The following is a 17904-nucleotide window of genomic DNA, read 5'->3' as shown; positions in this document are numbered from 1 at the left end:
TGCTATGCTCCCAACGCGTATTGAATGATATTGACCGCAAAGCGGGTGTTGTCGACCGCCAGCCAGCGCTTGTTGCGGAAGTCGTAGTCCCACTCGCAGCCGTAGTCCTTGTTCGAATACAGCACGCCGATGCGGCCATTGACCTCGATGGCGCGCAGGTATTCGTGGACCAGGTCGTCGCCCCAGCCGTTCAGTTCCACCGCGGTGTTCGGCGGGCCGTCGAACTTGAAGAAGCTGGAATACAAGCGGTGCGTATTCGGGATCTTCTTCAGGGCCTTCGGGCCGAACATCTTCGCCAGTTCCGCTTCGAAGGACTTGGCGAACAGGCCATCGATGTCGTGGTTGCAGTCGTCCACGAAGACGAAACCGCCTCCCTTCACGTAGCGCTCGAAGTTGCGGCGCTCGGCGGGCGTGAACTGCACCAGCTTGTGCCCGGCCAGGTAGCAGAACGGCGCCTGCAACATCTTCGGGTCCGACAGGGCGATCACGCGCTCGGCCGGATCCACCCGCAGGGTCGTGTATTCGACCAGCGAGTTGAGCACGTTGCTGGGCATGCGGATGTCCACGTCCCAGTCGCCCGACTCGTACATCAGGCGCGTGAAGTAGAAGTCGTAATTGGCCACGAAACCTAAACCGCGTCGGACAGGGAGCTGAAGTTGAAGTCCCGCAGCCGCATCGGCGGGATCACCATCTGGTACGACACCTCTTCACCGCCGACGATCACCGGCTTGCCCAGCTCCTCGACGTTGTTGAGCATGGCGACCGGGCTTTCGTTGAAGCGGAAGTTTTTGATCGGGTACTTGATCCTGCCATTCTCGACGTAGAAGGTGCCGTCGCGCGTCAGGCCGGTCAGCAGCAGCGATTGCGGATCGACCATGCGGATGTACCAGGTGCGGGTGACCACCACGCCCTTCTTCGTGCTGGCGATCAGCTCCTCGAGCGACTTGCCGCCGCCGGCCATGATCATGTTGCCGGCGCGCGCGGTCGGCGCCTGGCCCTGTTTCTGGGCCCAGTAGCGCGAGTATTCGAGATTGGCGACCTTGCCGTCCTTGATCAGGTCGCGGCGCTGGCGCGCCAGCATCGAGCCGCTGTCCCAGGGGCTGACCGGCACGTCCTGGTCCCAGGGGTCGGACCAGACGTTGACCTGTTCGTCGAACAGCTTTTCGCCCAGGCGGTTGCCGCCGCCCTTCTTCGCCAGGAAGCTGCGGCCCTCGTCGGCCTGGCGCGCACCGAAGCCGCCGAACATGCGGCCCACCAGCTCGGAAGCCGCGGCCGGCTCCAGGATCACGGTGTAGCGGCCCGGCTCCAGCGCCCTGGCGTCGACCGAACGCAGGGCCTTTTCCATGGCGACGTCGACCGCCTCGCGCGCATCGAAGCGTTTGGCGTCGCTGGCCGTTCGGGTCACCCAGCCGGAACCGCGGCCATCCTCGGTGCGCGCGGTGCAGGTGAAGCCGAGGCGGGTGAATTCGCGGTGCCCGAACAGGCCTTTCGAATTGGCGATGGTCTCGATGCCGGTGGTATCGAGGAAGAAGCCGGCGGTGACCAGCTTGTTCTTGCGGCCCGCCAGGATCGCGTGCGAGGCCACCTCGGCGCGGTAGTCCGGATCGATTGCGGCGGTCGGCGCGAAGTATTCGCCGCTCGCCTTGAAGGCCTGCTTGTCCGGCAGCGGCATGTATTCCGGATTCTCTGGCGCCAGGCGCGCGGTGTCCTCGGCGCGGCGCACGGCCTGCTCGAGCGACTTGGCGTCGAATTCGTTGACGGATGCGGTGCCCTGGCGCTTGCCGAAGGCGACGGTGACGGTCAAGCGCTGGTCTTCGTTCAGGCCGGCCGTGGAGACGCTGTTGCGCGCGAAGCGGATATTGCCCTGGCGGCTGCCGTTGATGGCGACGCTGCATTCGTCGGCCTTCGAGAAGGACAGCACACGGTCGCAGATGCGCTTGGCCTCATCCTGGTTCAGGTGTTTCATGTCCGTCCCTTCTTATCCGATCTTGCGACCGGTGTTGATCACTTTGACGCCGTTGAAACGGGTCGTCGATGCGCCGTGCGAGACCGCGCTGACCTGGCTCGGCTGGCCCTTGCCGTCGAAGAAGGAGCCGCTCATGCGCCAGTCGCGCTCGTCGCAGATGGCGCTGCAGGCGTTCCAGAATTCCTGGGTGTTCGACTGGTAGGCCACGTCTTCCAGCATGGGGCCGATCTTGCCGTCCTTGATCTCGTAGTAGAGCTGGCCGCCGAACTGGAAGTTGTAGCGCTGCTGGTCGATCGAATAGGAACCGCGGCCGAGGATGTAGATGCCCTTCTTGACGTCCTTGACCATCTCGTCCGGCGTGAGGCGTTCTTTGCCCGGCGCCAGCGAGACGTTCGGCATGCGCTGGAACTGCACCTTGCTCCAGCTGTCGGCGTAGGAGCAGCCGTGCGACTCCTTTTCGCCGATGATGTGGGCCTGGTCGCGCGTGGCCTGGTAGTTCACCAGGATGCCGTCCTTGATGATGTCCCAGCGCTTCGGCTGCACGCCCTCGTCGTCGTAGCCGACCGCGCCCAGCGAGCCCGGCGTGCTCTTGTCGGCGAAGAAGTTGACCTTGTCCGCGCCGAACTTGAATTTGCGGGTCTCCCACTTGTCCAGCGTGCAGAAGCTGGTGCCGGCGTAGTTGGCCTCGTAGCCCAGCACGCGGTCCAGCTCCGTCGGGTGGCCGACCGACTCGTGGATGGTCAGGAACAGGTTTTCCGGCGCGATCACGAGGTCGTACTTGCCCGGCTCGACGCTCTTCGCGCTCAGCTTCTCGCGCGCCTGGCGGCCGGCGTTGCGCGCTTCCTCGACGATGTCGTAGCCGCCCTTGTACAGGGTGGTGACGCCGCCCGCGGCCTGCAGCTTGTGCTCGGGACGCACGTCGAAGTATTCGTAACCCATGCCGACCGGCGGCGCCAGCCCGGCGCGCGAACGGAATTTGCCGGTCGCCTTGTCGACCGCGGTGGCGGTCAGCGGCGCCCACAGGCGGTGGATGTCCTGGTCGATCCAGGAGCCGTCGGTGGAAGCGAAGTACTTCTGCTGGTTCACCTGGAACAGGTTGGCGGTCATGAAGCTGGCGCCGGCGTCCAGGCCGGCCTTGTTGGCGGCGATCAGCATCTCGGCCTTTTCCTTGACCGGCACGGTGCGCCAGTCCTTCCTGATCGGCGTGGCCCAGGCCACCTCGCCCACTCCCTTCACGGGCGCCAGCCGCACCGGCTCAAGCTGCAGCCTGGCGTTGGCCTTCGCGATCGCCACCGCCTGGCGCGCGGCGTTGGCGACGGCGTCCGGATTCATCGCATTGGTGGCGGCGAAACCGTAGGCGCCGTCGGCGATCACGCGCACGCCGACGCCGCTCGACTCGGTATTCGTCACGCTCTGCACCGTCAGGTCGCGGGTATTGATGAACTGGTTCAGGTAGCGCCCGATGCGCACGTCGCAATAGCTGGCGCCGGCGCGGGTGGCCGCGTTCAGGGCGGCGTCGGCAAGCGCCTTCTTGAGGCTGAGGGGCATGCTGCTTTGCAGCTCTTCGGCGGCGATGGCGTTGCCGAAGACGGGGACCAGCATCGCGCCGGCGGTGCCGGCGGCCAGGGTGAGGAAGGTACGGCGTTCCATTGAATCTCCAAAAATACCCGTCATTCCCGCGAAAGCGGGAATGACGTTTTGAGGCCGCAGGCCTTGCTTTACACCGCGTCCGACAACGAAGTGAAGTTGAAATCCCTGACCTTCATCGGCGGAATCGCCATCTGGAACGGCGCTTCGTCGCCGCCGATGATCACCGGCTTGCCGATCTCCTCGATGTTGTTCAGCATGGTCACCGGGCTCTCGTTGAAGCGGAAGTTCTTGATCGGGTACTTGATCTTGCCGTTCTCGATGTAGAAGGTGCCGTCGCGGGTCAGGCCGGTCAGCAGCACGGACTGCGGGTCGACCATGCGGATGTACCAGGTGCGGGTCACCAGGATGCCCTTCTTGGTGCTGGCGATCAGGTCCAGGGTCGACTTGTCGGTGCCAGCCATGATGATGTTGCCCGGCGTCGCGGTCGGCTTCACGCCCTTCTTCTTGGCCCAGTACTGCGAATAGTTCAGGGCGTTGACCTTGCCGTCCTTGATGATATCCATGCGCTCGCGCGCGATCAGGTTCTGGGTGTCCCAGGGCAGCACCGGCACGTCCGGATTCCACGGGTCGGCCCAGATGTTGACCTGGCTGTCGAACAGCTTGTCGCCCAGGCGCGAGGCGCCGCCCTTCTTCGACAGGAAGCTGCGGCCTTCGTCGGTCTGGCGGGCGTCGAAGCCGGACAGCATGAAGCCGATCAGGTCGGAGGTCGCGGCCGGCTCCAGGATCACGGTGTAGCGGCCCGGCTCCAGCGCCTTGGCGTCGACCGAGCGCAGCGCCTTCTCGATCGCCACGTCGGCCGCTTCGCGCGGATCGAAGCGGGCGGCGTCGGTGGCGGTGCGCTTGACCCAGCCCGAACCGCGGCCGTCTTCGGTGCGCACGGTGCAGGTGAAGTCCAGGCCGGTCTCGTCCTGGTGGCCGTAGACGCCGTTCGAGTTGCCGACCGAAGTGAACGAGGTGCTGTCGGTGAAGAAGCCGGCGGCCACCAGTTTATTCTTGCGGCAGGCTTCGATCGCATAGGCGGCGGCCTGGGCGCGGTATTCCGGATCGATGGCGGCGGTCTTCTTGTTGAAGGTCTCGGAGGCGCGGTAGTTCTGCTTGGCCACGGCCGGCATGAATTCCGGATTCTCCGGCGCCAGGCGCGCCAGGTCTTCGGCGCGGCGCACGGCCTTTTCCAGCGACTTGTCGTCGAACTCGTTGATGGTGGCGACGCCCTGGCGCTTGCCGAAGGCGACCTGCACGGCGATGTTGGTGTCTTCCGCCAGGCCGGCGGTGGAGACGGCGTTGCGCGCGAAACGGATATTGCCCTGGCGGCTGCCGTTCACGGTGACGCTGCATTCGTCGGCCTTGGACAGCGACAGCACGCGGTCGCAGATGCGTTTGGTTTGTTCCTGGGTCAGGATGGTCATGTGGTGTGCTCCCTGCCTTAGCCGATCTTGCGGGCGGTGTTGATGACGTTGATGCCGTTGAAGCGCGCGGTGCTGGCGCCGTGCGAGACGATGGAGATCTGCGGAGGCTGGCCCTTGCCGTCGAAGAAGGAGCCGCCCATGCGCCAGTCGCGTTCGTCGCACAGCGCGCTGCAGGCATTCCAGAATTCCTGGGTATTCGACTGGTAGGCCACGTCTTCCAGCATCTGGCCGATCTTGCCGTTGTTGATCTCGTAGAACAGCTGGCCGCCGAACTGGAAGTTGTAGCGCTGCTGGTCGATCGAGAACGAACCGTCGCCGACGATGTAGATGCCCTTCTTGATGTCCTTGACCATCTCGTCCGGGCTCAATCTCTTCTTGCCCGCCTGGAGCGAGACGTTCGGCATGCGCTGGAACTGCACGTTGCTCCAGCTGTCGGCGTAGGAGCAGCCGTGCGATTCCTTCTCGCCGATGATGTGGGCCTGGTCGCGCGTGGCCTGGTAGTTCACCAGGATGCCGTCCTTGATGATGTCCCAGCGCTTGCACTTGACGCCTTCGTCGTCGTAGCCGACCGCGCCCAGCGAGCCCGGGGTGACCTTGTCGGCCACGATGTTCACCAGCGGCGAACCGTAGTTGAATTTCTTCGTTTCCCACTTGTCGAGGGTGGCGAAGCTGGTGCCGGCGTAGTTGGCCTCGTAGCCCAGCACGCGGTCGAGTTCCGTCGGGTGGCCGACCGATTCGTGGATCGTCAGCCACAGGTGTTCTGGCGACAGCACCAGGTCGTACTTGCCCGGGGTGACGCTCTTGGCGGTCAGCTTGCGCTTGGCGTCGCGGCCGGCGGCGCGGGCGTCCTCGACGATGTCATAGGATGTCGTGTACAGGGTGGCGACGCCGCCGGCGGCCTTGATCTTGTCTTCCTTGCGCGCGGCCAGGTATTCGTAGCCCATGCCGACCGGCGCCGACAGGCCCTGGCGCGAGCGGAACTTGCCGGTCCCCTTGTCGACCGCGGTGGCGGTCAGCGGCGCCCACATGCGCTGGATGTCCTGGTCGATGTAGGAGCCGTCGGTGGACGCGAAGTACTTCTGCTGGTTCACCTGGAACAGCATCGAGTTCATGAAGGTCGCGCCGCCGTCCATGCCGGCCTTGTTGGCGGCGATCAGCAGTTCGGCCTTCTCCTTGACCGGCACCGTGCGCCAGTCCTTTTGTACCGGCGTCGCCCACGAGACCTCGCCCACGCCCTTCACCGGTGCCAGCTGCACCGGTTCAAGCTGCAGCTTGGCGTTGGCCTTGGCGATCGCCACCGCCTGGCGCGCCGCGCCGGCCACGCCGTCCGGGCTCATGTCGTTGGTGGCGGCGAAGCCATAGGCGCCGTTGCAGACCACGCGCACGCCGATGCCGGCCGACTCGGTGTTGACCACGTTCTCGACGTTCAGGTCGCGAGTGATCACGTACTGGTTGAGGTAGCGGCCGATGCGCACGTCGCAGTAGCTGGCGCCGGCCTTGGTGGCGGCGTTCAGCGCGGTGTCGGCCAGCAGCTTCTTGGCCGCGACCGGCATCGGATTGAGCAGCTCTTCGGCGGCGATCGCGCGGCCGAATACGGGCACCAGCATCGTGCCGAAAGCCAGGCCGCTGATGTTGAGGAAGGTACGGCGTTCCATGACGTCTCCTGAGGTGGACAGTGGTCCGGCGGGCGGACCGCTCTTGTTGTGCTGCGCTTTACTTCTTCTCTTTATCTGCTGAACCATAGCAGCAAGTAAAGTTCTTGAATAGGCAATCTTTATGCCAGGTGCCTGGGTTCCTGCTTGCCAGCGCGGCCAGGGCGGACGGTGTCCGCGCGGGCCGCGTCCGCCCTGTGTCCGGCAGGTGTCCGGTCGGACAGGTTTAATACATACGCAATCTTTACTTGACGACAACTAGGGCCTGCCCGATGATCGGCGGAGGGCACGGCATGGCGCCGCTACCCCACCGACATTGGAGACCGAGACATGAAACGATTCATCCTGGCCGCCGTACTGGCAGGCTTGGCCGGCACGGCGCTGGCCGCCAACCAGGCCGACGACGCCCAACTACGCGCGGCCATCGCCGGCAGCCACCGCTCAAGCGCCAACGTGGCGCGCGACACCTGGCGCCATCCTTACGAAACGCTGACTTTCTTCGGCATCAAGCCAACCATGACGGTGGTCGAATTGCTGCCGGAAGGCGGCTGGTACACCGAGATCCTGGCGCCCTACCTGCGCCAGGACGGCAAGCTGATCGGCGCCGGCCTCATATCCAAGACGCTGCTGGAGTCCAACCCGGCGGTGTATGACAAGGTCGTGCGGGGCGCCTTCAATCCACCAAAGGCCATCTACAACTTCGCCCCGCCAAACAGCGTCGACATGGTGCTCACCTTCCGCAACGTGCACAACTTCGTCGAACTGGGCGACGACAAGGTCAAGGAAATGTTCAAGGCGCTGTACACCAGCCTGAAGCCGGGCGGCGTGCTGGGCGTGACCGACCACCGCCTGCCGGAATCCATGCCGCAGGATGCCAAGGCCACGAGCGGCTACATCCATGAGTCGTATGTGATCAGGATGGCCGAAAGCGCCGGCTTCAAGCTGGCTGGGAAATCCGGGATCAACGCCAACCCGAAGGACAAGGCCGACCACAAGGGCGGCGTGTGGGCCCTGCCGCCGACCCTGGCCAACCGCGACGAGGACCGCGCCAAATACCAGGCCATCGGCGAAAGCGACCGCATGACCCTCAAGTTCGTCAAACCGTAAATGTCACGCCGTGGTGAGTATTTGTGAACTTTCACGCTTCGCCACGGTGTATATTCGCTCAGCAATCTTTCCGATTCAAAGAGACGCATGACACTTTTCCGACTCGCTGCCGCCGCAGCGCTTGCCGCCGCCTGTACGATGGTCCAGATCCAGGTCCAGGCCCAGGACCTCGATGCGAAGGCCGCACCGACCAAATCCGCCATTCCGTCTCGCGTCGAAAACTCGGTCGTCAAGATCTTCTCGACCTTGCGCCGCCCCGACCCGTATAAACCCTGGACCAAGGCCACGCCGCAGGACGTCACCGGCTCGGGCGTGATCATCGAGGGCAAGCGGATTCTCACGAATGCCCATGTGGTCGGCTACGCCAGCCAGGTCGAGATCCAGGCCAGCCAGGACGGCGACAAGGTCGCCGCCACGGTGGTGGCGGTGGCGCGCGGGATGGACCTGGCCCTGCTCAAGCTCGACGACGAGTCCTACTTCAACAAGCATCCGGCGCTGCCGCGCGCCAGCGTGCTGCCGGACGTGCGCGAACAAGTGTTCGCCTACGGCTATCCGGTCGGCGGCAACTCGCTGTCGATCACCAAGGGCATCGTCTCGCGCGTCGAATTCGTCCCCTACGGCTTCGGCAACGCCGGCCTGCGGGTGCAGATCGACGCCCCGATCAATCCCGGCAACAGCGGCGGCCCGGTGATCGCCGGCGACAAGATGATCGGCCTGGCCTTCTCCGGCGTGGCCGGCGCCAACAACATCGGCTACGTGATCCCGAACGAGGAGATCGAGCTGTTCCTGAGCGACGTCGCCGACGGCCGCTACGACGGCAAGCCGCTGCTGCTCGACAGCGTGCAGACGCTGGAGAATCCGGTGCTGCGCCAGTACCTCAAGCTCGACAGGTCGGTCGAGGGCGCGGTCGTGCACCGTCCCGCGCGCAGCGACGCCGCCTATCCGCTGAAGGAATGGGACGTCATCACCCGCATCGGCGAGCACCCGGTCGACAACCAGGGCATGGTCAAGCTGGGTCCCAACCTGCGGGTGCGCTTCCAGTACCGCGTGCAGCAGGTGGCGAAGGACGGCAAGGTGCCGCTGACCATCGTCCGCGGCGGCAAGACCATGCAGGTGCAGGTGCCGGTTGGCGGCGCGCGCCAGCTCCTGATCCCGGACCTGGCCGGCGGCTACCCGTCCTACTTCGTGTACGGCCCGATCGTGTTCACGCGCGCCACCGCCGAGTACCTGTCCTTCATCGCCGCCAACGCGGCCGCGCTGAACGGCTTCAGTTTCAACGCCAGCCCGCTGGTCACGCGCCGCGGCGATTCGCCCGACGCCCAGCACGAGGAACTGGTGGTGATCAGCTCCCCCTTCTTCCCGCACAAGCTGGTGGCCGGCTACAGCAACCGCATGGGCGCGGTGGTCGAGTCGGTAAACGGCGTGCCGGTGCGCAGCCTGCGCCACCTGGTGGCCCTGCTGCGCGACCTGAAGGACGACATGGTGGTGCTGCGCTTCGACCAGCGCGAGGGCGAGACCATGGTCCTGCCGCGCAAGGAGATGGTGGCCGCCACCGAGGGCATCCTGTCCGACAACGGCATCCGTTCCCAGGGATCGGCCGACATGATGGATATCTGGAACGGCAAGAAGATCTGAGCATGCGAGCGTCCTTCCTGCAGCGGATGGCCTGGCTGGGCCTGGCGCCGGCGACCGGACTGGCGCTGGCGGCATCGCCGCAGGCGGCGGCCGACGCCGCTCCCGGCGTGACGCCGGCGAGGCTGGCGGCGCTGGCCTTCCCGGGCTGGAGCGACAACCCGGCGGGACGGGTCGTGACCGTCAGCCTGCCGCGCCTGCCCGGCATGTCCCGCAAGGCCGGCCACGGCGGCTGGACCGCGGGAACGAACCGGGTAGTCGCCGAACCGCGGCTGCTGCTGCGTACCGATGCCTCGCACCTGACCTTGATTGCCGGCCTGGTGCCGTCGGAAGAAGGCAGCACGCCCGCGGTCAACCATACGACGCCGATGGCGCTGGCCGCCTACCAGTTCGAGCAGAGCGGCGGCCAGTGGAAGGTCGTGGGCCGCCAGGGCGTGTTCGCGCTGCGCGGCTTCTTCGGCGAGGCCAATGTGCGCGCGGTGCCGCTGTCCGGCCAGCGCCAAGGCATCGCAGTGGAATACGGCAGCTGCTGGCAGGGCTATTGCGGCACCTGGATGTCGCTGTACGAACTGGACAAGGGCACGGTGCACCACGAAGCGGTGGTCGAGATGGCGCTGTCGGGCATCAACGTCGACAGTACCGGCGACTGCATGCGCCGCCTGCAGCCGCTGATCAAGGCGCACCCGCAGGACACCCACCCGGACGACGACCGCACCCCGCCCGACGGCCACGACTGCTATGCCATCGAAAGCGACTGGAGCATCGAGCCCTCGCGCGAGCAGCCGGGCGACCTCGTGATCCGCTACCAGGGCGCGATCAGCCGCGCCGAATCCCACGCCGCGCCACCCAGCGCCATCGACCAGCGCCAGGTACTGCGCTACAGCGATGGGAAGTATCGGGCGATTTCGGGGTTCAATCCGGTGCCGCCGATCTGATCCTTACTTCTTCACCGGCGTAAAGTTCAAATCCTGGAAGTCATAGCTGAAGTCGGTCTCGGTGGAAATCGGCTGCATCTTCATGCGCTCGATGCTGCCGTCCGGGTTCAGCGCGAAGGTCACGTAGGCATCGGCGTTGAAGTTGCGCTCCTTCCAGCGCACGATGAAGGTGTCGTGCTGGAAGTGCTCCATTTCCCCGCTCAGGTCCGGCGTGCGCGTCAGCGACAGGATCTGTTTTCCGCCGACGTGCTTGATGGTGGCGATGCCGTACCACGGGTCCTGGTAGTCGCCGTCGTAGGCGGTGCGCGGCAGCGACGGCTGGGATTTCGCGGCGCGGGCGGCGCTGTTCTTGGCCAGGCGCGCCTTTTCCTTGGCGTGCATCTCGTCCTCGACGGCGGCGACGGCGCCGATCCAGTCGGTCTTGTCGTCGCGGTCCACGAGGCGGCCCAGCAGCTGCCACTGCAGCGCGTTCAGCGAGCCGCCGCTTTCGGCATTGGTGAGGATGGCGATGCCCAGCTTCTCTTCCGGCACCAGCACCACCTTCGAATAGAAGCCCTGCAGCGCGCCGCTGTGCATGGCCAGCAGCCTGCCGTGGTAGTCGCGCAGCTGGAAGCCGAGGCCGTAGGCCGCGAAGTTCGGCTTGGTACCGGCCAGCTTGGGATTCGGCTCGCTGATGCGCATCGGGGTCTGCGCGGTCCACAGTTCGCGCGCCTGCTTGGCGCTGTACAGGCGTGTTTCCTTGCCGTCGGCGCCGGTGCCCAGCTTGCCCTGCGCCAGCAGCACGTTCATCCAGCGCGCGATGTCTTCGGCGTTGGTGTTGATGCCGACCGCGCCGACCGCGTTCGGTACCGGCATCGCCTTCACGGCGGCGATCTTGTCGTTGATCTTGCTGTGCGCGTTGGCGACGTTCGGGTTGCCTTCGTTCTCGAGCAGGCTGGTGGTCGTGGTGGCCATGCCGACCGGGGTCAGGATGCGCTCGCGGATGGTCTCGCCCCAGCTCTTGCCGGACTTCGCCGCGATGATCTTGCCGGCCACGATGTACAGCAGGTTGTCGTAGGCATAGCTGCTGCGGAAGCTGGTCGCCGGCGGAATGAAGCGCAGCTTGTGGATGATCTCGTCGGTCGAGAAGCCGGTGGTCGGCCACCACAGCAGGTCGCCGGCGCCCAGGCCCAGGCCGCTGCGGTGGGTCAGCAGGTCGCGCACCGTCATCTCGTGGGTGACGTAGGCATCGTACATCTGGAAGTCAGGCAGGTGCTTGGTGACCGGATCGTCCCAGGCCAGCTTGCCCTCGTCGACCAGCATCGCCAGCGCCGCGGCCGTGAAGGCTTTCGAATTCGAGGCCACTTCGAACAGGGTCTTGCCGTCGACTTTTTCCGGGGCGCCCAGCTTGCGCACGCCGAAGCCGCGCGCGGCCAGCACCTGGCCGTCCTTCACGATGGCGATGGCGATGCCCGGCACGTCGAACTGCTTCATGACACGCTCGACGTCGGCGTCGAGGTGGTTCAGCTGGAGCGGCGCCGTGCTGCTGGCGGCGGGCACGGAAGCCGGGACGGTGGCGGGAACTTGCGCCAGGGCGGCGCCGGAGAATGCGATCAGGAGGGCTGCTGCGATGCGGTTCATGGAGTGCACTTGTGGGATTCCTTGGCGTGATGGTCGGAAGCTGAATTCAGGCGCGAGCAGGATAGCACTTCGGAACCCGTCCCGATAGGTAGGCGCCGCCCGCCTCTGCTATGATCGCCCCTTTGCCTTTCCCCGCCCTGTCGCTTCAATGGACGCCTTCCTCGTTTCCACCGGCATCGTCGCCCTCGCCGAAATCGGCGACAAGACCCAGTTGCTGGCCTTCCTGCTGGCCGCGCGCTTCCGCCGTCCGCTGCCCATCGTCTTCGGCATCTTCGCCGCCACCATCGCCAACCACGCCTTTGCCGCCGCGGTCGGCGCGCTGGTCAGCAAGCTGCTCGGTCCCGAAGTGATGCGCTGGGTTCTGGGCCTGGCCTTCATCGGCATGGCGGCCTGGATCATGGTCCCGGACGACATCGACGAGAACGAGACGACGCCGGCGCGCTTGGGCGTCTTCCTCACCACCGTGCTGGCCTTCTTCCTGGCCGAGATGGGCGACAAGACCCAGGTGGCGACGGTGGCGCTGGCCGCGCGCTATCCCTCCGCGGTGGCGGTGGTGGCCGGCACCACCCTGGGCATGATGCTGGCGAACGTGCCGGCCGTGTACTTCGGCGACCGCATCGCCGGCCGCGTGCCGCTGAAGCTCGTGCACGGCATCGCGGCCCTGATCTTCGTGGTGCTGGGCCTGGCGACCCTGTTCGGCCTCGGCAAGAACCTGGGCTTCTAGTCGCCCGCCTGGTTGACCCAGACCGGCGCCGACCACAAGACCTTGCCGTCGTCCTGGGTCAGCTTCGCATAGTAGAAATGCGGCCCCGGCGACGGCGTCAGCGTGACGCTCGCCTGCGCCGCCAGCTGGCTCACGTTGCCGTTCCGGCCAGGCACCCCTTCCATAATCGCCACCGTGGCCGCACGCCGGCCGGCATCGTTCGCGAACTGCACCGACAGCTGGAGCGGTCCGCGGTTGTCGATGCGCTCGCCCATCAGGTGGCCGTTGGCGGTAAATACGATCTGCGATGCCTTGTCCATGGTCGCGAACACGCGCCGCGCCCTGAGGGTGTCGATGAAGCTGTCGCGGGTCAGCGGCACGCCGTTCGGGACCAGCACCGCGGTGCGGTTGGTGTATGAGCTGCCCCAGTTGGCGCAGTGGTTGTCCTGGTTGCTGCTGAAGGCCACGTGGTAGCCCGCTTCCAGCAGCTTGTTGCAGGCCGCCTCGAAATTGCTGCGGCGGGTCTCGCCCTCCTTGTCGTTGGTGGAGAAGGCCGAGGTGTTCATCACTTCGCACAGCGCCATCGCCTCGTCGCCGTCCGCCGTCCAGGCCAGCGGCACGCCGCCGACCTTGAACTGGTCCTTCAGCGCCGGGTGGTTGAACTGGCCGATCCAGCCCTGCTTTCGCATCAGCGTGTACAGCGCGCCGTAGTCGCTGCGGCTGCTGAGCGTGTCGGCCAGCAGCTCGCCCTTGCCGTTCTTTTCCCAGCCCAGCAGCTCGTCGCTGTTGAAGATGTTCAGGTGGCCGCCGTTGCTGATCACGCCCCACTCCATGCCGTACAGGGCCAGGAAGTCCGGATGCTGCTCGTTGAACGCGCGCGCCATCCCGAGGCCGGACTGGTACAGCGCCCTGGCCGCGGCCGGATCGGCATCAAGCTTGGTGCCGTCCGAGCCGTCGTACATGTGGTTGTGCTCGGAGACCATCAGCATGTCCAGGCCATGCTCGCGGGCGTAGGGAAAGGCGGTATCCGGACCGAAGGGCGCGGTCTGCGGGTCCTGGGCACCCTTGCAGTTATCGAGGGCGGCGCCGCCGTCGCTGTGGCTGGTCTGGCTGTGCAGGTTGCCGTAATAGACCGTGAACGGCAGCGCACCCGCCGCCGGCGCCGCCTGCAGCACCTTGCGCCGGCCCGGCATGGGAGAAAAAGCCGGCAGCGCGGGCGCCGGCGGGTTGCCGACGGCGATGTCCCAGGACTGCTCGACCGCTTCATCCCCGGCCGTCGCGTGCAGGCGCACCCGGTACACGCCGGGCGCAGGCAGTCCCTTCGCCAATTTACCCTGCCAACGCACCGGCACGTCGACCGGCCGCCCGGTCAGGTTCGCCTGCCCCTGCCAGCGCGCCACTTCGCGGCCGTTCGGCGCCATCAACTCGAGGCGCCAGTGCACGCTGCGGCGGCCCTGCAGGCCAGGGTAATCGAAGGACAGGCGGAAGGTGCGTGATTCGGCGCCGCGGGCCTCGCCGCGATAGGGCGCGTCCAGGGTCGCCTCGAATTCCTGGTGCTCGTGCGGCGCCGGTGCAATGCGCTGCGCCGGAGCGGCAGCGGCCGCAAGGTGGAAGAAGCTGGCCGCTGCGAAGACGAGGCAGCGGGACCAGGCCAGGGAAGGGATAAGGGATGAGGTTATCATGATGCAATTTTTGCAATTGCATCACTCCTTCACCTTGATCCTCGGATCATAACGATATAAAATTGTTATTAACTAATTGACAAAAATAAAGTCAGCTGGAATATCTGGTTTGCAATGCTTTCACGTCATTGCCGCGAAAACGGGAATGAGGGCTCAACAGCCAACAGGCCGTACTTGGTTCTTCGACTGATCTACCAGCTTGTTCTTCGCAATCCACGGCATCATCGGGCGCAGCTTGTTGCCCACCCGTTCGATCCGCGCTCGGCCACGTAGCCCAGGCGGTCGAAGTCGATGTTGGCGCCGCCGGCGACCGCCACCAGGGTCTGGTCCCGGACCGGCGCGCCAGCCAGCGCGGCACGTTCCACATAGGCCTGCAGCCCGGCCACCGCCAGGGCGCCCGCCGGCTCGAGCACGCTGCGCGTCTCCTGGAACACCTCCTTGATGGCCGCGCAGACCTCGTCGGTACCGACCAGGACGATCTCGTCCACGACCTGCCTGGCGATGCGGAAAGTCTCTTCGCCGACGAGCCGGACGGCGGTCCCGTCGGAGAACAGTCCGACTTCCGGCAGCGCGATGCGCTCGCCCGCCGCCAGGCTGCGCGCCATCGCATCGGAATCGACGGTCTGCACGCCGACGATCCTGATGTCCGGCCGGCAGGCCTTGACGTAGGCGCCGATGCCGGCGACCAGCCCGCCGCCGCCGATGGCGACGAAGATCGCATGGATCGGGTCCCGGTGCTGGTGCAGGATTTCCATGCCGACTGTCCCCTGGCCGGCGATCACATCCGGATCATCGAAAGGATGGACGAAGACGAGCCCCTGCTCTTTTTCAAGCGCGGCCGCGTGGTCGTGGGCATCGGTATAGGAGGTCCCGTGCAGGACGATGTCGACGCAGGGACCGCCGCGCCTTGCCACCGCATCGATCTTGATCCTCGGCGTGGTGGTCGGCATCACGATCAGCGCCCGGCAACCCAGCCGGGCCGCCGCCAGCGCCACACCCTGGGCATGATTGCCGGCGGATGCGCAGATCACGCCGCGCCGGCGCTGCGCCGGCGACAGCCTGGCCATCTTGTTGTAGGCCCCGCGCAGCTTGAAGCTGAAGACGCTCTGCATGTCTTCGCGCTTGAGGCAGATACGGTTGCCCAGGCGCTGGGAGAGCGAGGGCAGCATGTCCAGCGGCGTCACGCCCGCGACCTCATACACTTGCGCGCCCAGGATGCGCTTCAGGTAGCCGGCCGTCATCGGCCGCTTTCGTAGGTCCGGTCTTTCGACAGCATGACTTCGTGGTGTCCGCGGCCAGCCGGAATCATGGGGAAGCAGTTCTCGGCCTGTTCGACCACCACGTCGAGCAGGAAAGGACCTTCCGACGACATGCACTCGGCGATCGCGTCGTCGAGCTCGTCCGCCCTGGCGACCCGGCGCGCCTGCCATCCGAAGGCGCGCGCCAGCGCCGGGAAATCCGGCAGGGCCTCCGCATAGCTGTGGCTATAGCGGGCGCCGTGATGCAGTTCCTGCCATTGCCGGACCATGCCCATGCAGCCGTTATTCGACAGCACGACCTTGATCGGACAGCGATGCTGCACGGCGGTGGCGAGTTCCTGGATGTTCATCAGGATCGAGGCGTCGCCGCTCACGCACACGACCGTCTTTTCCGGATGCGCGATCTGGGCGCCGATCGCGGCCGGGATGCCGAAGCCCATCGTCCCCGCGCCGCCCGAGGTCAGCCAGCGCCGCGGCCCATCGAAGGGAAGGTATTGCGCCGCCCACATCTGGTGCTGGCCGACGTCCGTGGAGACGATGGCGTCCCGTCCGTCCAGCGCGCCGGCCAGGGTCTTCATCAATTGCTGGGGGACGATCGTCGGCGACGTGGCGGCAAAGCCGAGACAGTCCACGTCCCGCCATGCCTGGATGCGCTGCCACCACGCGTCCGTGGACGCGACCTCGGCCTGCATGGCGGCGAGCTCGCGCTCCAGGGCCGCCAGGACCGCGTGGCAATCGCCCACCAGACCGACGTCGGCGCGCACGATCTTGCCGATCGATGCCGGATCGATGTCGATGTGGACGATGCGCGCGTCAGGACAGAATTGATCGAGCTTGCCGGTGACCCGGTCGTCGAAGCGCGCCCCCACGCAGACCACCAGGTCGGCCTCGTGCATCGCCAGGTTGGCTTCCAGGGTGCCGTGCATGCCGAGCATGCCCAGCCACCGCGGATCCGATGCCGGAAAGGCGCCGAGTCCCATCAGGGTCAGCGTGCACGGCGCGTTTTTCATGCGCACGAGGTCTGCAAACGTGGCGCAGGCCGCGCTGCCGGAAGCGGTCAAGCCTCCGCCGCCGTAAAAGACGGGACGGCGCGAACCGGCGATCAGCCTGGCCGCCTGTTCCAGCAGCGCACCCGGAATGTCCGGCACCAGGGACTGCGGGACGGACGGCGGGCTTGCGGCCAGCGAGCGCGGCGCGGACACGGCGACTGGCTGCAGCTGGACATCCTTCGGCACGTCGACCAGCACCGGCCCCGGGCGGCCCCGGGTCGCCTGCCGGACCGCGGCGCCGACCATGTCCACGATCTCGTCCGCGCTGCGGACCTGGGCATTCCATTTGGTGACGGTGCGCGAGATGCCGAGCGCATCGCACTCCTGGAAGGCGTTCGTGCCGATCAGGTTCGTGGCGACCTGGCCGCTGATGCACAGGACCGGCACCGAGTCGCACAGGGCGTCGAGCAGGCCGGAGGTGGTGTTGGCCATGCCGGGTCCCGAGGTGACGAACACGACGCCAAGGCGGCCGGTCGACCTCGCATAGCCCTCGGCGGCATGCACCGCCGCCTGCTCGTGCCTGACGAGCACATGGCGCAGCCGCGGTTCGAGGTACAAGGCATCGTAGAGGGGAAGCACGGCGCCGCCGGGATAGCCGAAAACGGTATCGACGCCGGCGTCGATCAGGCAACGCAGCAGCAGCTGCGCGCCGGTCAGGGTGGGGTCCGAAGGAGTTCTCATCCTTAAATTTTATCGACGCAGCCCCTGAAAGTGCTTCATAATTTCCATCATATTCGAGAAAATATGGAAAAATTTATGGAAACGAGCGACTACAACGGAAAATCTTTCGACCAGCAGGATCAAGCGATCCTGCGCATCCTTCTCGAGGACTCACGCACGCCGCTGCAGGAGATCGGCAAGGCGGTGGGGCTGTCGACCACCTCCTGCTGGAACCGCATCAAGCGCATGACCGACTCCGGCGCCATCCAGGCTTATACGGTGAAGGTGGACCTGGCCCAGATCGGCTACCAGGACACGGTGATCGTGCAGGTGACACTGGGCAGTCACAGCCAGGAGACCTTGAATGAGTTTGCGCAGGCGCTGGAATCCATCCCCGAAGTCCTGGAAGCCTTCCTGATTTCGGGCGACTACGATTACTTCATCCGGATCGCGGTCAAGGACACGCGCGACTATGAAAGGCTGCTGAGGGAGCAGCTGTACAAGATACCGGGTATCCGCCACAGCAAATCGAGCTTCGTGCTGCGGACGCTGAAGAAGGCGGATACCCCGTTGACGCGCTGAG

At 65.9% G+C, this 17904-nt stretch carries 13 protein-coding genes and 1 pseudogene; 5 read left to right on the top strand and 9 right to left on the bottom strand.

The features are described 5' to 3' along the window. Positions 1-2 precede the first annotated feature (2 nt). The 5 genes from AC1DOP_RS23570 to AC1DOP_RS23550 form a co-directional block, all read right to left on the bottom strand. On the bottom strand, positions 3-623 hold the full coding sequence (locus AC1DOP_RS23570) for a DUF4159 domain-containing protein (RefSeq protein ID WP_442124167.1): 621 nt from the start codon (positions 621-623) through the stop codon (positions 3-5). Between the two features lie 5 nt (positions 624-628). Beyond that, positions 629-1966 (bottom strand): TldD/PmbA family protein, encoded by a 1338-nt coding sequence (locus AC1DOP_RS23565; RefSeq protein WP_442124166.1) that lies wholly within the window; start codon positions 1964-1966, stop codon positions 629-631. A 12-nt stretch (positions 1967-1978) separates the two neighbouring features. After that, positions 1979-3616, bottom strand: coding sequence for a TldD/PmbA family protein (locus AC1DOP_RS23560; protein ID WP_442124165.1), 1638 nt, complete (start codon positions 3614-3616; stop codon positions 1979-1981). 68 nt (positions 3617-3684) lie between these two features. Beyond that, on the bottom strand, positions 3685-5022 hold the full coding sequence (locus AC1DOP_RS23555; protein WP_442124164.1) for a TldD/PmbA family protein: 1338 nt from the start codon (positions 5020-5022) through the stop codon (positions 3685-3687). Between the two features lie 17 nt (positions 5023-5039). Continuing rightward, the gene (locus AC1DOP_RS23550; protein WP_477253689.1) at positions 5040-6677 is read right to left on the bottom strand and encodes a TldD/PmbA family protein; all 1638 of its coding nucleotides are present in this window, start codon (positions 6675-6677) and stop codon (positions 5040-5042) included. 327 nt (positions 6678-7004) lie between these two features. Here AC1DOP_RS23550 and AC1DOP_RS23545 point away from each other — a divergent pair, with 327 nt between their 5' ends. The 3 genes from AC1DOP_RS23545 (at position 7005) to AC1DOP_RS23535 (ending at position 10348) form a co-directional block, all read left to right on the top strand. Continuing rightward, a complete protein-coding gene (locus tag AC1DOP_RS23545) occupies positions 7005-7781 on the top strand; it encodes a class I SAM-dependent methyltransferase (protein ID WP_477253687.1) in 777 nt (258 codons plus the stop codon). 87 nt (positions 7782-7868) lie between these two features. Beyond that, positions 7869-9416 (top strand): S1C family serine protease, encoded by a 1548-nt coding sequence (locus tag AC1DOP_RS23540; RefSeq protein WP_477253685.1) that lies wholly within the window; start codon positions 7869-7871, stop codon positions 9414-9416. A gap of 2 nt (positions 9417-9418) precedes the next feature. Then, positions 9419-10348, top strand: a complete 930-nt coding sequence (locus tag AC1DOP_RS23535; RefSeq protein WP_477253683.1) for a hypothetical protein — start codon at positions 9419-9421, stop codon at positions 10346-10348. Positions 10349-10351: 3 nt separating this feature from the next. Here the strand turns inward: AC1DOP_RS23535 and AC1DOP_RS23530 are convergent, their stop codons facing one another. Then, a complete protein-coding gene (locus AC1DOP_RS23530; protein ID WP_442124159.1) occupies positions 10352-11968 on the bottom strand; it encodes a serine hydrolase in 1617 nt (538 codons plus the stop codon). A 148-nt stretch (positions 11969-12116) separates the two neighbouring features. Here AC1DOP_RS23530 and AC1DOP_RS23525 point away from each other — a divergent pair, with 148 nt between their 5' ends. Continuing rightward, positions 12117-12692, top strand: a complete 576-nt coding sequence (locus tag AC1DOP_RS23525; protein ID WP_442124158.1) for a TMEM165/GDT1 family protein — start codon at positions 12117-12119, stop codon at positions 12690-12692. Here the strand turns inward: AC1DOP_RS23525 and AC1DOP_RS23520 are convergent. The 3 genes and pseudogenes from AC1DOP_RS23520 to ilvB form a co-directional block, all read right to left on the bottom strand. Then, the gene (locus AC1DOP_RS23520; protein WP_477253681.1) at positions 12689-14353 is read right to left on the bottom strand and encodes a CehA/McbA family metallohydrolase; all 1665 of its coding nucleotides are present in this window, start codon (positions 14351-14353) and stop codon (positions 12689-12691) included. The genes AC1DOP_RS23525 and AC1DOP_RS23520 overlap by 4 nt on opposite strands. 245 nt (positions 14354-14598) lie before the next feature. Then, a pseudogene (gene ilvA / locus AC1DOP_RS23515) lies at positions 14599-15594 on the bottom strand (threonine ammonia-lyase, biosynthetic); the annotation flags it as partial. After that, positions 15591-17342: a biosynthetic-type acetolactate synthase large subunit gene (gene ilvB / locus AC1DOP_RS23510; RefSeq protein ID WP_442124156.1), complete on the bottom strand. Its 1752-nt coding sequence runs from the start codon at positions 17340-17342 to the stop codon at positions 15591-15593. The gene ilvB and the pseudogene ilvA, both read right to left, overlap by 4 nt. A gap of 75 nt (positions 17343-17417) precedes the next feature. On the opposite strand from ilvB, the gene AC1DOP_RS23505 reads away from it, so the two are divergent. Further along, complete coding sequence (locus AC1DOP_RS23505) at positions 17418-17903, top strand: Lrp/AsnC family transcriptional regulator (protein WP_442124155.1); 486 nt, start codon at positions 17418-17420, stop codon at positions 17901-17903. Position 17904 lies beyond the last annotated feature (1 nt).

This window comes from Massilia sp. 01N410 (assembly GCF_056399665.1).
Note: the sequence above shows the minus strand (reverse complement) of the source record. Positions and strands in the feature narration are given on the sequence as shown.

Excerpts from the sequence above, each read along its gene's own strand:
- AC1DOP_RS23565 (WP_442124166.1), bottom strand. The coding sequence starts at position 1,966 with ATGAAACACCTGAACCAGGATGAGGCCAAGCGCATCTGCGACCGTGTG.
- AC1DOP_RS23560 (WP_442124165.1), bottom strand. The coding sequence starts at position 3,616 with ATGGAACGCCGTACCTTCCTCACCCTGGCCGCCGGCACCGCCGGCGCG.
- AC1DOP_RS23555 (WP_442124164.1), bottom strand. The coding sequence starts at position 5,022 with ATGACCATCCTGACCCAGGAACAAACCAAACGCATCTGCGACCGCGTG.
- AC1DOP_RS23550 (WP_477253689.1), bottom strand. The coding sequence starts at position 6,677 with ATGGAACGCCGTACCTTCCTCAACATCAGCGGCCTGGCTTTCGGCACG.
- AC1DOP_RS23545 (WP_477253687.1), top strand. The coding sequence starts at position 7,005 with ATGAAACGATTCATCCTGGCCGCCGTACTGGCAGGCTTGGCCGGCACG.
- AC1DOP_RS23540 (WP_477253685.1), top strand. The coding sequence starts at position 7,869 with ATGACACTTTTCCGACTCGCTGCCGCCGCAGCGCTTGCCGCCGCCTGT.
- AC1DOP_RS23535 (WP_477253683.1), top strand. The coding sequence starts at position 9,419 with ATGCGAGCGTCCTTCCTGCAGCGGATGGCCTGGCTGGGCCTGGCGCCG.
- AC1DOP_RS23530 (WP_442124159.1), bottom strand. The coding sequence starts at position 11,968 with ATGAACCGCATCGCAGCAGCCCTCCTGATCGCATTCTCCGGCGCCGCC.
- AC1DOP_RS23525 (WP_442124158.1), top strand. The coding sequence starts at position 12,117 with ATGGACGCCTTCCTCGTTTCCACCGGCATCGTCGCCCTCGCCGAAATC.
- AC1DOP_RS23520 (WP_477253681.1), bottom strand. The coding sequence starts at position 14,353 with ATGATAACCTCATCCCTTATCCCTTCCCTGGCCTGGTCCCGCTGCCTC.
- ilvB (WP_442124156.1), bottom strand. The coding sequence starts at position 17,342 with ATGAGAACTCCTTCGGACCCCACCCTGACCGGCGCGCAGCTGCTGCTG.
- AC1DOP_RS23505 (WP_442124155.1), top strand. The coding sequence starts at position 17,418 with ATGGAAACGAGCGACTACAACGGAAAATCTTTCGACCAGCAGGATCAA.